This is a genomic window from Streptomyces sp. NPDC006516 (assembly GCF_040611875.1).
Lineage (GTDB): Bacteria > Actinomycetota > Actinomycetes > Streptomycetales > Streptomycetaceae > Streptomyces.
This window is the reverse complement of record NZ_JBEXPD010000014.1, coordinates 25,752-38,998: the sequence shown is the minus strand read 5'-3', so window position 1 is coordinate 38,998 and position 13,247 is coordinate 25,752. Positions and strand designations below refer to the sequence as shown.

The window sequence follows — 13,247 nt, the reverse complement described above, 5'->3', positions numbered from 1 at the left end:
ATCAAGCAGCTCCTTCGAGGGTGCGGTCCGCTCCGCGGTACTGCTCCCAGGTCCATCCCAGCGTGCGCCGGGCCATGATGCCGACGGCGTGCCGGCGGTAGGCGGCGGTTCCCCGTACGTCGTCGATGGGGTTGCAGGCCCCGGCGGCGAGCTGGGCGAACTGCTTGGCCACGGAAGGGGTGATGACCTTTCCGTTCTCCCAGAAGCCGCCCTCCTCCAGCGCCGCGTTGAGGAAGTCCTCGGCCTCCTTGGCCCGGACCGGGGTCGGGGCGGCGGAGCCGATGCCGGTGCGCACGGTGCGGGTCTCCGGGTGGAGGGCGATGCCGAAGGCGCAGACGGCGATGACCATCGCGTTGCGGGTGCCGACCTTGGAGTACTGCTGCGGGCCGTCGGCCTTCTTGATGTGGACGGCCCGGATCAGCTCGTCCGGGGCCAGGGCGTTGCGCTTGACGCCGGTGTAGAACTCGTCGACCGGGATCATCCGCGTCCCCCGTACGGACGCGGCTTCGATCTCGGCGCCGGCGGCGAGCAGGGCGGGGTGGGCGTCCCCGGCGGGCGAGGCGGTGCCCAGGTTGCCGCCGACGCCGCCGCGGTTGCGGATCTGCGGCGAGGCGACGGTGTGCGAGGCGAGCGCAAGACCGGGGAGCTCGGCCCGCAGGTGCTCCATGATCGCGCTGTACGGCACGGAGGCGCCGAGGCGGACGGCGTCCTGGCCGACCTGCCACTCGGACAGCTCACCGATGCGGTTCAGGTCCATGAGGTGTCCGGGCCGCCTGTGGTCGAAGTTGATCTCGACCATCACGTCGGTGCCACCCGCGATGGGCACAGCCGTCGGGTGCTCGGCCTTGGCGGCGAGCGCCTCCTCCCAGCTGGCGGGGCGAAGGAAGTCCATGAGTGGCTCTCTTCTTCTCAATCGGGTCGTTCGGCTGGGCTGGGGACGGCCGGCCCTCGAGGATCGTTCCTGTGATGTTCACGCGGTGTGTGGCCCAGTACACAAGCCTTGCTCCACTCGGTGCAGTCACCGAAACCATGAAGGAATTGGCTGGTCCCCGTCCCCGTCTTGTAGATTCGAACGAATGGCGGACACCCGTAACGTCACCGCAATTCACAGGTGACCTCCGCCGCCCCCTGACCGACGACGAGAAAGCGGCGATCGACGATGCGGCTGCGCGCACTGCTGGACACCGAGGCGCTGGGCCTGCAGCTGCTCGGCGGCGAGGACGAGCTGGACCGTCCGGTGCGGGGCGTGATGACGACCGACCTGCGCGACCCCAGCCGGTACCTCTCGGGCGGGGAGCTGGTCCTCACAGGGCTGGCCTGGCGGCGGGACGCGTCGGACACGGAGCCGTTCGTACGGATCCTGGCGAACGCCGGGGTGGCCGGCCTGGCGGCGGGTGAGGCGGAGCTCGGCGCCGTACCGGACGATCTGATCGAGTCGTGCCTGCGTCACCGGCTCCCGCTCTTCGCGGTCGACGAGACCGTGGCCTTCGCGACGATCACCGAGCACGTGGTGCGCCAGGTGTCGGGCGAGCGGGCCGGTGACCTCGCGGCCGTCGTCGACCGCCACCGCAGGCTGATGACCTCGGGCCCGGCGGGGGGCGGTCCCGAGGTCGTCCTGGATCTGCTCACCTCCGACCTGGACCTGCGCGCGTGGGTCCTCTCGCCCACCGGCCGGCAGATCGCCGGGGCGGGCGAGCCGCTGCCGCCACGGGCCGGCGCGGAACTCGCGGGGAAGCACCTCGCGGCGTCCCGTACCGGCCGCCCCGGGCCGCACCGGGCGGAGGTGGGCGGCGCGGTCTACTCGCTGTTCCCGGTCCGTCACACGGGCCGGGCGGCGGCGGACCGGGACCGCGATGTGCGTGAGTCCGTGCTGTCGGAGTGGGTGCTGGCCGTGGCGGCCGACGCGGGCGACTGGCCGGCTGCCCGGCTGGATCTGCTCCAGGGCGTGACCCAGCTGATCGCGGTCGAGCGGGACCGGCGTGACGCGGCCCGCTCCGTACGCCGCAGGCTCGCCCAGGAGGTCCTGGAGCTGGTCCAGACGGGCGCCGCCCCGGCGGAGATCTCCGCGAGGCTGCGGGTGGCCGCTCCTGTGCTGCTGCCGGGCCTCGGCACCGCCCCGCACTGGCAGGTCGTGGTGGCCAGGGTCGAGTGGACGCACGGGACGGGGCTCCCGGGCGGCCCGGCCGCGCAGGCCCTGCTGGAGGAGATCCTGGTCGACCCGGCGGTGGCGGGCCCCGAATCGGCCGACCGCATCGCCGTGGCGCACACGGGCGAGGAGGCCATCGCCCTCGTCCCGCTCACCGCGCTTCCCCGGGCCGACGCCCCGGGCGACCCGGAGTCCGCGGCCCCGGAGGGGGCCGGCGCCCCGGAGGGGCAGGACGCCGCGCTGCACGCCGACGCGCTGCTCGACAGCGTCCGGGCCCCGCTCTCCGCCGGCCTCGCGGACGACGGCCGCCTGACACTGGGTGTCAGCGCCGCCGTCCATTCCGCCGAGGGGCTGCGCGGGGCGCTGGAGGAGGCCCGGCACGCCCGGAGGGTCGCGGCGGCCCGTCCGGGCCCGGTCTGCGCGGCCGGCCACCACGAGCTCGCCTCGCACGTCCTGCTGCTGCCCTTCGTCCCGGACGACGTCCGCCGCGCCTTCACCGCCCGGCTCCTGGACCCGCTGCGCGACTACGACCGCCGCCACCGCGCGGAGCTGATCGAGACGCTGGAGGCCTTCCTGGACTGCGACGGCTCGTGGACGCGCTGCGCGGCCCGGCTGCACCTGCACGTCAACACACTGCGCTATCGCGTCGGACGTATCGAGCAGTTGACGGGACGTGACCTTTCGCGGCTCGAGGACAAGCTCGACTTCTTCCTCGCCCTGCGCATGAGCTGACTTCCCGGCACCCTCACGGCCCGACCGGGTTCCAGCCGATTGTGAAATCTTTCACCTGACATCGATCCGACCCCTTGGCCCCGCGTGCCATTCCGTGCTGAGATGCGCCCAGACCCAGGCCGACCGTCATTCGCCGGTCGGCCTCCACAGCTCGACGGCGCGCTCGGGGAGGGCAACGTGGCGCATACCGCCATGTCTGGTTCCGGAACGACAGCAGATGACGATCCGCCGCTCCAGACCGCGGTATGGCGGCTGCGCTCACGCGCCTGCTGGACGGACGCCGCCGCACTCCTCGAACCCCACGCGGCCACCGACCACGCCGCCGCGCTGCAGCGCACCTCCCTGCTGACGGAGCGGTGCCTCTACACCGGCACCGGCTGGACCGACGCCGAGGACGCGCTGCGCACCGCCGAGGCCCTCGCCCGCGACGACTCGGAGCGCGGGGCCGCGGCGTGCGAGCGCGGCTACCTCGCCTACGCCTCGACGCTGCTCGGGGCGCGCGACCGGGCCGACGAGGCGAGCGTCGCCCTCAGCAGGGCCGCGGCGCTGCTCTCACCCGCCGCTCCCGGCCGCCCCCTGCTGGACTTCCGCCGGGGCCTCATCGCCCAGAACATCGCCGACTCACCGCAGTCCGCCCGCGCCGCCTACCGCAGGGCGCACGCCGGTGCCACCGCCCGGGGTGACGAGCTGCTGCTCTCGTTCACCTGGCGCCATCTCGCCTCGCTGGCCCTGCGTGAGGGCGAGCTCGCCGAGGCGCGGCACGGCTTCGCCGAGTCGCTGCGGATAAGGGAGGAGCTGGGCTATCTCGTCGGCACGGCCCCGGCGCTCATCTCGCTCGCGGACGCCGAGGCGGAACCGGAGGCGGCGGCTCGGCTGCGCGCCGAGGCCGGCAGGCTGTTCCGGCTGCTCGGCGGCGTCCCGACCTGGCTGGCGCCCCGGCTGGAGCCGCCTGCCCCGGAGACGGTCGAGGCGAACTGACCGCCGCGACGGGCCGCCCGGGGAGTACGCCGACGAGCCTGGCCCAGGAACGGCCCGGGCCCGGCTCCTCGGTCAGCCGTCCGCGCCGTTGAAGTGTTCGCGTACGAGTGACTGCGCCACGGCGAGGTCCCGCGCGATGAGCGCGTCCAGCAACGCGGTGTGCTGCGAGGCGTCGGCGAGCAGGTCGGCACGGCGGGCGGCGGGGCCGCTGACCAGGGGCCACTGGGAACGGCGGTGCAGGTCGTCGGCGACCGCCACGAGTTGCTGGTTGCCGGAGAGCGCGAGTACGGCGCGGTGGAAGGCCCGGTCGCTCTCCGCGTAGCCCGCGCGGTCCCCCAGGGCCGCGGCGGCGACCGTGGCGTCGGCCAGCGGGCGCAGGGCGCACCAGCCGGCGGCCGGGACCGTGCGGGCGAGCCGTAGTACGACGGGGATCTCCAGCAGCGCCCGCACCTCCGCGAGCTCCGCCAGATCGCGGGGGCCGCGCTCGCTGACCCGGAATCCCCGGTTCGGCACGACCTCGACGGCGCCCTCGGCGGCCAGCTGCTGCATCGCCTCGCGCACCGGGGTGGCCGACACGCCGAAGCGGGCGCCGAGCGCCGGGGCGGAGTAGACGTGGCCGGGGATCAGCTCCCCGTCGACGAGGGCGGCACGCAGGGCGTCCAGTATCTGGCCACGCACGGAATGCCGCTGGACACCTCGGGGCGGAGGCGGCTCACCGTGCGTGTGCTCGCCGCGCGCTTGTTCGGGCACCCGGACGTCGGGCGGGGTCCCCGCGGACGCGTACGGCCGCGCGCCCTCACGCGCTCTGCCCTGCTCCACGGCCACCTCCTCGCACTGGCGGGCCGGCTCGCGTGTGCCGGGCCCCGTGTGCACGATAGGCGGAGCGGGCCGCAGTTCAAACATCGATCACTTCGGGTAAGGTAAGGCTTACCTGCAAAGTTCCGTGATTCGGTGGTCCCCGTATGACCGTGCCCGCGCTGCTCACCGCCACCGCCCCGTCCCCGCTGACGGCGGCGTACACCCGTCTGGCCGAGGTCTTCCCCGGACTGCGCGCCGAGGTGCTCGCCGACGACGCGGCGGCACCCTCAGGTCCCGGCTGGGTCGGCGCCGGCGAGCTCGCGGCGGGCGGCGTGGCGCTGGACGAGTTCCTCGCCTGGGACGCGGCGCAGGTGCGGCGGGACTACGGCACCGAGGCCCGCCCCGACGTGGTCGCGAGCTTCGGGCTGCACCGCTACGCCTGGCCTGCCTGCCTCCTGGTGACCCTTCCGTGGTTCACCCACCGCCGGGTGCCGCGCATCCCGGCGGCGGACGTCTTCTTCCACCGCGGCCTCGGCCATCTGGCCCTCCGCGTGAGCGAGTTCGCCTGCCTGCCCGACGACCCGGCGGCCACCCGGCCGGGCGCCCGGGTCGTCCAGGACGAGGCCGCGCTGCGCACGGAGGTCCTCGACGCCGTGGCCCAGCACATCGGGCCGGTGCTCGACGGCTTCCAGCCGCGCATGCGGCGCGGCAAGCGGGCCCTGTGGGGCATGGCGACCGACGAGATCGTCGAGGGCCTCTGGTACGTCGCCCATCTCCTCGGCGAGGAGAGCCGGGCGATGAGGGAGCTGGAGCTCCTGCTGCCCGGCACCACCAAGCCGTACGTGGGCACCGCCGGCTTCCGTGAACTGACCGGCCCCGACGGCGAGGCACTGCCCACGCGCGACCGGGCCAGCTGCTGCATGTTCTACACCCTGCGGCCCGAGGACACCTGCGTGACCTGCCCCCGCACGTGCGATGCGGACCGTATCCGGAAGCTGACCGCCGCCCCCTGAACCGTACGGAGACTCACACCACTCCGCCGGGCGACCATAATTCGAACGCAACTCGGCTTCACCATGCGGGCGTTCGAAAAGATTCCGCCCATCGATGAGCCCGGCCACCCCTATGGCGTTCACTTGCCCCGAAACCCCCTGAGCGGCCCGGTATTTCCGTCACGATGACGCCCGAAACGCCCTACGTGACGCAAGGGACCGCGCATGAGACTGACCGACATATCGCTTGACTGGCTGCTTCCGGGCGCCGTGCTGCTCGTGGGGGTCATGGCGGCGGTGACGGTGGTCGCGCGCGGCAAGCGCGCCGCTGAGAAGGCCGCGGCCGACGACAGCTGGGAACGCAGCGAGGAGCGCCGCCGGCGCAAGGAGGCGCTCTACGCCACCGCCTCGTACGTCCTGCTGTTCTGCTGCGCCGCGGTCGCCGCCGCCCTCTCCTTCCACGGGCTCGTCGGCTTCGGCCGGCAAAACCTCAGCCTCTCCGGGGGCTGGGAGTACCTCGTGCCCTTCGGCCTCGACGGGGCCGCGATGTTCTGCTCCGTGCTCGCGGTCCGTGAGGCCAGCCACGGCGACGCCGCGCTGGGCTCCAGGCTGCTGGTGTGGACGTTCGCCGGTGCCGCCGCCTGGTTCAACTGGGTGCACGCACCGCGCGGCATGGACCACGCGGGCGCGCCGCACTTCTTCGCGGGCATGTCGCTCTCGGCGGCCGTCCTCTTCGACCGCGCGCTGAAGCAGACCCGCCGAGCGGCGCTGCGCGAGCAGGGCCTGGTGCCCCGCCCGCTGCCGCAGATCCGGATCGTGCGGTGGCTGCGCGCCCCCAGGGAGACCTTCGGCGCCTGGTCACTGATGCTCCTGGAGGGCGTACGCACCCTGGACGAGGCGGTGGACGAGGTGCGCGAGGACCGCCGTGAGAAGGAACAGGACCGGCACCGCCGGAGGGACCAGGCGAAGCTGGACCGGGCCCACATCAAGGCCCTGAACCGGCAGAACCGGGTCTGGACACGCGGCGGCCGTACTGGTGGCCAGGTGGATGTCCAGGCCATCTCCCCCGCTTCGGGAGGCGGCCCACCGGCCGTCGCGGAGCCTGCCATAACAGAGCCGGGACAACTGCCTCTACGCCCCCGGCCATCCCTGCAAGCCGTGAACGGCTCGAACTCCAGGAGCACTTCGGCACAGACCACGAACGGTGAGACCGCGACCGTCGACCTCACCGCCGAGGACGACACCCAAGCCCTGCCCCGGCTCGACTCGCTGGAGCAGAAGCTCAAGGATCTGGAGCAGCAGTTCGGCTGAGCCTCAGGCTTTTTGTCCGTGCAGTTCGAACCAGACCACCTTGCCCAGCGCCTGGGCCATGACTCCCCAGGAGTCCGCCAGGCTCTGGACGAGGAGCAGCCCCCTGCCGTGCGTACCGTCGTCGGCGTTCGGTACGTACGGCGCGGGCTCTTGTCCCGTGACGAAGTCGCGGACCTCCACCCGTAATCGCGCGGGTGCGGAGGTCACGGTGACCACGGCGCCGTTCCTCGTGTGGATGAGCGCGTTCGTCACCAGCTCACTGAGGAGGAGCTCCGCCACCTCGGTCTCCTCCGGCGGGCGGCGGTAGCGCAGGAACTCCCGTAGGGCGCTCCGCACCTCCCCGACCCCCGACAGGTCGGCGTTCCCGAGTCTGCGGTGCAGCCGCACCGCCGGACTCTCTCGCTTCGTCATGTCCCCCGTGTGCACGGTGAATCGGTCTCCTTCGGTTCCGTTTCGACCCGTCATGTCTCGAACGCCCACACGCAATGCATTCCCCACGGGAGTGCGGTCACGCTTCCCGGGCATCGACATATGAACGGGCGGCCATGCGGCCACGCTCGGGACGCCGAACATCACGAACTTCTACTCACGGTTAACTTCCAGAAAATTCACAAGAGTTGGCGTTGACGGATGGGGATCTACGCGCGTCATCATAGGAGTCATGCGAATCCCCCCACGGGTCACCACGCTCGGCGGCGTCGCCGCCCTCATGTCCGTCCTCTTCGTCGGCGGGCCGGTCTCCGCCTCGGCCGCCACCCCCTCGGCCGCCGCGGTCGGCAGCGTCTGTTACTCCGCGCTGCCGTCCCAGGCCCACGACACGCTCGACCTCATCGAGGCGGGCGGCCCGTTCCCGTACGACCAGGACGGCACCGTCTTCCAGAACCGGGAAGCGCTGCTGCCCAGCCAAGGGGCGGGCTACTACCACGAGTACACCGTCATCACGCCCGGCTCCCCGGACCGCGGCGCCCGCCGGATCGTGACGGGCGAAGCGGTCGAGGAGGACTACTACACCGCCGACCACTACGAGTCCTTCGACCTGGTCGACCACGACTGCTGAGCAGTCACTCCCCCGGTCCGGTCCGCGCCGTAGTCCCCCACCTGCGGCGCGGGCCACCGGACCGGCGACAGGCGCGGCGCGACCAGCGACCCGACCGGACGGCCCACCGGACCGTCGGCCTCGGGGCCGCCGACAGCCGCCCTGGAGAACCCGCTTGTACGCTCCACGCATGACCGTGACCTATGTGATCGACGGCTCCGGGATCACCGGCCTGGAGAGCTTCTGGGACGCGATCGGCGAGGCGGTGAACGGCCCCGGCGGCTACTTCGGCCGAGGCCTCGACGCCTTCGCGGACTGCCTGAGCGGTGGTTTCGGTACCCCGGACGACGGCGTGTTCGTCATCGAGTGGCGCGACCACACCCACTCCGCCCGCGCGCTGGGCCACGAGGAGACCGCCCGCCGGCTGGAGCGGCTCCTCCCGCGCGTACACCCGACCAACCGGAGCCTCTTCGAGGCGAAACTGGCCGATGCCCGGGCGGGCCGCGGGCCGACGCTCTTCGACCAGCTGGTGGAGATCATCACCGAACGGACCGCTCCCGGCACCCTGCGCCTCGTGTGAGCCGCGCCTCCGCCACCACCCGCGCCTCGTGGGAGCGGCCCATGGCCGCTCAGGGACGCGGCACGTTACGGAGGTTGGAGCGGGCCATCTGGAGCATCCTGCCGACCCCGCCGTCCAGCACGATCTTGCTGGCGGAGAGGGCGAAGCCGGTGACCATGTCGGCGCTGATCTTCGGCGGGATGGAGAGGGCATTGGGATCGGTGACCACGTCGACGAGCGCGGGCCCCTTGTGCTTGAAGGCGTCCTTGAGCGCGCCCTCCAGCTGCTTGGGCTTCTCGACCCGTACGCCGTAGGCTCCCGCGGCCCGCGCGATGGCGGCGAAGTCGGGGTTCTTGTTGGTCGTCCCGAACGACGGCAGCCCTGCCACCAGCATCTCCAGCTCGACCATGCCGAGGGAGGAGTTGTTGAAGAGGACGACCTTCACCGGCAGGTTGTACTGGACGAGCGTGAGGAAGTCACCCATCAGCATGGTGAATCCACCGTCGCCGGACATCGACACGACCTGGCGGTTCCGGTCGGTGAACTGGGCGCCGATCGCCTGCGGCAGCGCGTTGGCCATCGAGCCGTGACTGAAGGAACCGATCACCCTGCGCCGCCCGTTGGGCGTGAGATAGCGCGCCGCCCAGACATTGCACATCCCGGTGTCCACCGTGAACACGGCGTCCTTGTCGGCCAGTTCGTCCAGGACCGAGGCGACGTACTCCGGGTGGATCGGGACGTGCTTCTCGACCTTCCGGGTGTAGGCCTTGACCACGCCTTCGAGTGCGTCGGCGTGCTTCTTGAGCATCCGGTCCAGGAACTTGCGGTCGGTCTTGGCCTTCACCCGCGGTGTGATGGCGCGCAGCGTCTCGCGCACGTCGCCCCAGACCGCCAGATCGAGTTTGGACCTGCGGCCCAGGTGCTCGGGGCGGACGTCGACCTGGACGATCTGCACATCGGTGGGCAGGAAGGCGTTGTACGGGAAGTCGGTCCCCAGCAGGATCAGCAGATCGCACTCGTTGGTCGCCTCGTACGCCGCGCCGTAGCCGAGCAGTCCGCTCATACCGACGTCGTACGGATTGTCGTACTGGATCCATTCCTTGCCGCGCAGTGCGTGGCCGACCGGGGCCTTGACCCGCTCCGCCAGCTCCATCACCTCGGCGTGCGCGCCCGCCGTGCCGCTCCCGCAGAAGAGCGTCACCCGTTTGGCCTCGTCGATCATGCGGCAGAGCTTCTCGATCTCCTCGTCGCCCGGCTTCACGGAGGGCCTCGACGTGACCAGGGCGTGCTCGATCGACTTCTCCGGGGCCGGCTGCGAGGCGATGTCGCCCGGCATGGAGACGACACTCACTCCACCGCGGCCGATCGCGTGCTGGATGGCCGTCTGGAGCAGACGCGGCATCTGCTGCGGGTTGGAGATCATCTCGTTGTAGTGACTGCACTCCTGGAAGAGCAGCTCGGGATGGGTCTCCTGGAAGTAGCCGAGGCCGATCTCGCTGGAGGGGATGTGGGAGGCGAGGGCGAGGACCGGGGCCATGGAGCGGTGGGCGTCGTACAGGCCGTTGATGAGGTGGAGGTTGCCCGGCCCACAGGACCCGGCGCAGGCGGCGAGGGTGCCCGTGACCTGGGCCTCGGCGCCTGCCGCGAAGGCGGCGGTCTCCTCGTGCCGGACCTGGATCCACTCGATGGCGGCGTTACGCCGGACGGCGTCGACCACGGGGTTGAGGCTGTCGCCGACGACGCCGTACAGCCGCTTGACCCCCGCCCGCACGAGGATGTCGACGAACTGTTCCGACACGTTCTGCTTGGCCATGGGTTCCGTACCCTCTCTGCCTCCGGCTGCATCTGCACTCCATCAACCCACGACGTGAGCCGTTACGCCTCCCAGACCGCCGCGCTCGTGCGGTCGTCGGAGTAACCCTTGGCACGGAGCTGGGTGTCGGCGAGGTAGGCGGGGAGACCCGGTGGGCCGCCGGCCGTCCAGCGCCGGGCCAGTTCCTCGGCGAGCGCCGGCTCCCCGCGCATCGGCTCGGCCAAGCCGTTCCCGCAGAGCAGGAGGACGTCCCCCGGCCGGGCGACGGAGGCCCGGAACCTGAACGGTTCGGCAGGCGGTGGCGCCGGCTCACCGGCGTACGGGGAACGGGGCGTGGTGATCTGGAGATCCATCGTCAGCCGGTCGCCGCCGGGGCCGGCCTCACTCGTCGCGCTCCCGCTCGGGGGGAGCACGGGGTCGAGGTCCTGCCACACGCCGTCGCGCAGCCGGAAGAGGCCTCCGGGGCCGACACCGAAGAAGACGCGGGTGCGGCACTCCGGGTCGGCGGACAGGAGCAGACAGCGCAGGCCCGCGCTGTAGGCCGACGGTTCGAGGCCGAGTTCGGCGGCGCGTGCGCGCAGCTTGCCGTAGGTCCGGTCGGTGAGGCGGTGCAGGCCCGACTTGAGGTCGCCCCTGCGCCCCGCCCTTATGTCGTCGGAGAGCCGGGCGTGGCTGCGGGCGACGGCTCCGCCGATCCAGCGGCAGGCGTCGGCTGCGGCAAGCGCGGCCTGTCCCTCGCCCCGGGCGCCGCCGGCCACGGCGACCAGGACCAGGGCGCCGTCCCCGGTGCCGAAGCGGGCGGTGAGCAGGGCGTCCCTCCGGGGCTCGCCGCGGAAGCGCGCCGAGTCCCCGCGGACGGACGCGGCCCGCAGTGTGCAGGTCCCGTGGCGCGCGCCGTCGAGGACCGTGTCGGGTACGAGGGCGTCGAGGTCCTCGGGCCCGGAGGCGGGCAGCGCGGCGGGCTCCGCGGCGTAGGTGGGCGGCCTGTCCCCGATGTGGCCTACGACGGGGCGCGGGGGGTCGGCGGGAGGCTCGGGGGACTCGGAGGGCTCGGGGGGCACAACCTTCGGCGGCGCGGGCTCCGGAGGCGGTGCGGCAGGAGCACGTACGGCGAAGGTACGTGGTGACCGGGGCCCGGCGGGGGCCTCCCAGGGGGCGGGGCCGAACGCGGTGCGGCCCTGGAGCGGGGGCGGGGCCGGAGGTGCCTGCTCCGCAGCCGGCCGTTCCCCACGGTCCGCCGCCGGGTTCTCCGGTGACAGCGGGTCGCGGTCCACCGGCGGATTCGTCAGCCCTCGCGTGTCCCGGCCGGCCGGCGGGGCCGCCTGCGGCAGACGCGGATCCGGCAACGGCACCGCCGTGACCGGGTGATCGTCCTGTCGCGCCGCCTCGCCCACGGCGTCCGACGCGGAGTCGAAGCGGTCGTCGAGACTGTCGGCCGCGCCGCTCGGTCCGGTGTCCGGGGCGGTCTCGTCGTACAGCCGGCGCCACCACTCGTCCTCGTGCGCGGCGGGCCGCTCCCCCTGCTGGCTCATGCCCATAGTGTCGACCGCTCGGGGCGTACGAAACCGGGTCATCCCGAAAAAGTGGCTCGGACATGGGTCCGTGCGAAGACCCGCCGGGCGTCCCCACCCCCCACGGGAAGGTCGCTCGGCGGGCCGGTCCGCGGGCCCAGCCCGCCGCCCGTGGGGCGATCGGTACTGAGGTGCCGCCAGATTGTCAGAGGGACGGGCGCTACGGGCATGATGACCCAGGCGGGTTTACGCCGTGGCCGGTTCCCGCCACGTCACACCCCGCCCGACGAGCGCGGGAACGCGCGAGCACCGATCCGGGGAGGGCCGAGCATGCTGTCAGCGATAGGTCTCGACGAGAGACAGGAAGCGGCCTACAGGGCGCTGGTCGCGGCCGGAGCCGCGGAACTCTCCGATCTCGCCCGCCGGCTGGCCCAGCCGGAAGCCGAGACGGAACGCGCCCTGCGCCAGCTGGAACAGCAGGGGCTCGTGGCCCAGTCCTCGTCGAGGGCCGGCCGCTGGGTCGCGGCACCGCCCGGGGTCGCGCTGGGCGCGCTGCTCACGCAGCAGCGCCACGAGCTGGAGCAGGCAGAGCTGGCCTCGGCCCTGCTGGCGGAGGAGTACCGGGCCGAGGCGGCCGAACCCGCGGTGCACGACCTCGTGGAGGTCGTGACGGGCGCGAGCGCGGTGGTCCACCGCTTCCACCAGATGCAGCTGGGCGCCACCTCGGAGGTGTGCGCCCTGGTCACGGGAAAGCCCATCGCGGTCACCGGGATGGAGAACGAGTCCGAGGAACGCGCGTCGATGCGGGGCGTCTCGTACCGCGTGGTCGTCGAGCGGGACGTGCTCTCGCTGCCGTCGGGGATCGTGGAGCTGTCGGCGGCGCTCGGCCGCGACGAGCAGTGCCGTGTGGTCGACCGCGTACCGACGAAGCTGGTCGTCGCCGACTCCACGCTGGCCATGGTGCCGCTGACGGGCCGCGGCGCCGAGCCCGCCGCCCTGGTGATCCACGCCAGTGGGCTGCTGGAGTCCCTCATGGGGCTCTTCGAGGCGGTGTGGCGGGACGCGATGCCGTTGCGGCTGGGCAGCGAGGGCATCAGCGAGGAGAACGGCCCGGGAGCCGATCCGACCGACCTGGAGATCCTCTCGCTGCTGCTGGCGGGGCTGACGGACGCGAGCGTGGCGAAGCAGCTGGATCTGGGCCTGCGGACCGTGCAGCGACGGGTGAAAGGGCTGATGGAGCTCACCGGGGTCACCACCAGGCTGCAGCTGGGCTGGCACGCGTACGAACGCGGCTGGGTGGCCCGCGCCCCGCGCTGACCGCCCCGGCCGTGGCTTCGCCCCCGGGCGGGCCCGCGCTGACGGGCGGGACGC

12 protein-coding genes are annotated in these 13,247 nt (G+C 72.6%); 7 read left to right on the top strand and 5 right to left on the bottom strand.

Going from position 1 to position 13,247, the window contains the following annotated elements:
* Nucleotide 1: 1 nt before the first annotated feature.
* On the bottom strand, nt 2-892 hold the full coding sequence (locus ABZY45_RS29175) for a xanthine dehydrogenase family protein subunit M (RefSeq protein WP_356744641.1): 891 nt from the start codon (nt 890-892) through the stop codon (nt 2-4).
* 267 nt (nt 893-1,159) lie between these two features.
* On the opposite strand from ABZY45_RS29175, the gene ABZY45_RS29170 reads away from it, so the two are divergent.
* Nucleotides 1,160-2,878: a PucR family transcriptional regulator ligand-binding domain-containing protein gene (locus tag ABZY45_RS29170; RefSeq protein WP_356744639.1), complete on the top strand. Its 1,719-nt coding sequence runs from the start codon at nt 1,160-1,162 to the stop codon at nt 2,876-2,878.
* Between the two features lie 192 nt (nt 2,879-3,070).
* A complete protein-coding gene (locus ABZY45_RS29165) occupies nt 3,071-3,856 on the top strand; it encodes a hypothetical protein (protein WP_356744637.1) in 786 nt (261 codons plus the stop codon).
* Between the two features lie 72 nt (nt 3,857-3,928).
* Here ABZY45_RS29165 and ABZY45_RS29160 read toward each other — a convergent pair whose 3' ends face one another.
* Nucleotides 3,929-4,675 (bottom strand): GntR family transcriptional regulator, encoded by a 747-nt coding sequence (locus ABZY45_RS29160; RefSeq protein WP_356744635.1) that lies wholly within the window; start codon nt 4,673-4,675, stop codon nt 3,929-3,931.
* A 143-nt stretch (nt 4,676-4,818) separates the two neighbouring features.
* On the opposite strand from ABZY45_RS29160, the gene ABZY45_RS29155 reads away from it, so the two are divergent.
* Nucleotides 4,819-5,667 (top strand): (2Fe-2S)-binding protein, encoded by an 849-nt coding sequence (locus ABZY45_RS29155; RefSeq protein WP_356744633.1) that lies wholly within the window; start codon nt 4,819-4,821, stop codon nt 5,665-5,667.
* Nucleotides 5,668-5,871: 204 nt separating this feature from the next.
* A complete protein-coding gene (locus tag ABZY45_RS29150) occupies nt 5,872-6,957 on the top strand; it encodes a DUF2637 domain-containing protein (protein WP_356744631.1) in 1,086 nt (361 codons plus the stop codon).
* Between the two features lie 3 nt (nt 6,958-6,960).
* Here ABZY45_RS29150 and ABZY45_RS29145 read toward each other — a convergent pair whose 3' ends face one another.
* Complete coding sequence (locus tag ABZY45_RS29145; RefSeq protein ID WP_356744629.1) at nt 6,961-7,368, bottom strand: ATP-binding protein; 408 nt, start codon at nt 7,366-7,368, stop codon at nt 6,961-6,963.
* 250 nt (nt 7,369-7,618) lie between these two features.
* Here ABZY45_RS29145 and ABZY45_RS29140 point away from each other — a divergent pair, with 250 nt between their 5' ends.
* Both ABZY45_RS29140 and ABZY45_RS29135 read left to right on the top strand, forming a co-directional pair.
* Entirely contained in the window at nt 7,619-8,014 is a 396-nt protein-coding gene (locus tag ABZY45_RS29140; protein WP_356744627.1) for a ribonuclease domain-containing protein, read from the top strand.
* Between the two features lie 169 nt (nt 8,015-8,183).
* On the top strand, nt 8,184-8,573 hold the full coding sequence (locus ABZY45_RS29135; RefSeq protein WP_356744625.1) for a barstar family protein: 390 nt from the start codon (nt 8,184-8,186) through the stop codon (nt 8,571-8,573).
* 49 nt (nt 8,574-8,622) lie between these two features.
* Here the strand turns inward: ABZY45_RS29135 and ABZY45_RS29130 are convergent, their stop codons facing one another.
* Complete coding sequence (locus tag ABZY45_RS29130; protein ID WP_356744623.1) at nt 8,623-10,365, bottom strand: pyruvate dehydrogenase; 1,743 nt, start codon at nt 10,363-10,365, stop codon at nt 8,623-8,625.
* 62 nt (nt 10,366-10,427) lie between these two features.
* Nucleotides 10,428-11,897, bottom strand: a complete 1,470-nt coding sequence (locus ABZY45_RS29125) for a protein phosphatase 2C domain-containing protein (protein WP_356744621.1) — start codon at nt 11,895-11,897, stop codon at nt 10,428-10,430.
* Nucleotides 11,898-12,206: 309 nt separating this feature from the next.
* Here ABZY45_RS29125 and ABZY45_RS29120 point away from each other — a divergent pair, with 309 nt between their 5' ends.
* The gene (locus ABZY45_RS29120; RefSeq protein ID WP_356744619.1) at nt 12,207-13,193 is read left to right on the top strand and encodes a helix-turn-helix domain-containing protein; all 987 of its coding nucleotides are present in this window, start codon (nt 12,207-12,209) and stop codon (nt 13,191-13,193) included.
* Nucleotides 13,194-13,247: the final 54 nt, after the last annotated feature.

Bases quoted from the DNA above. Each gene is read 5' to 3' on its own strand.
- ABZY45_RS29130 (WP_356744623.1), bottom strand. From the start codon at position 10,365: ATGGCCAAGCAGAACGTGTCGGAACAGTTCGTCGACATCCTCGTGCGG.
- ABZY45_RS29175 (WP_356744641.1), bottom strand. From the start codon at position 892: ATGGACTTCCTTCGCCCCGCCAGCTGGGAGGAGGCGCTCGCCGCCAAG.
- ABZY45_RS29145 (WP_356744629.1), bottom strand. From the start codon at position 7,368: ATGACGAAGCGAGAGAGTCCGGCGGTGCGGCTGCACCGCAGACTCGGG.
- ABZY45_RS29150 (WP_356744631.1), top strand. From the start codon at position 5,872: ATGAGACTGACCGACATATCGCTTGACTGGCTGCTTCCGGGCGCCGTG.
- ABZY45_RS29140 (WP_356744627.1), top strand. From the start codon at position 7,619: ATGCGAATCCCCCCACGGGTCACCACGCTCGGCGGCGTCGCCGCCCTC.
- ABZY45_RS29135 (WP_356744625.1), top strand. From the start codon at position 8,184: ATGACCGTGACCTATGTGATCGACGGCTCCGGGATCACCGGCCTGGAG.
- ABZY45_RS29155 (WP_356744633.1), top strand. From the start codon at position 4,819: ATGACCGTGCCCGCGCTGCTCACCGCCACCGCCCCGTCCCCGCTGACG.
- ABZY45_RS29165 (WP_356744637.1), top strand. From the start codon at position 3,071: ATGTCTGGTTCCGGAACGACAGCAGATGACGATCCGCCGCTCCAGACC.
- ABZY45_RS29125 (WP_356744621.1), bottom strand. From the start codon at position 11,897: ATGAGCCAGCAGGGGGAGCGGCCCGCCGCGCACGAGGACGAGTGGTGG.
- ABZY45_RS29170 (WP_356744639.1), top strand. From the start codon at position 1,160: ATGCGGCTGCGCGCACTGCTGGACACCGAGGCGCTGGGCCTGCAGCTG.
- ABZY45_RS29120 (WP_356744619.1), top strand. From the start codon at position 12,207: ATGCTGTCAGCGATAGGTCTCGACGAGAGACAGGAAGCGGCCTACAGG.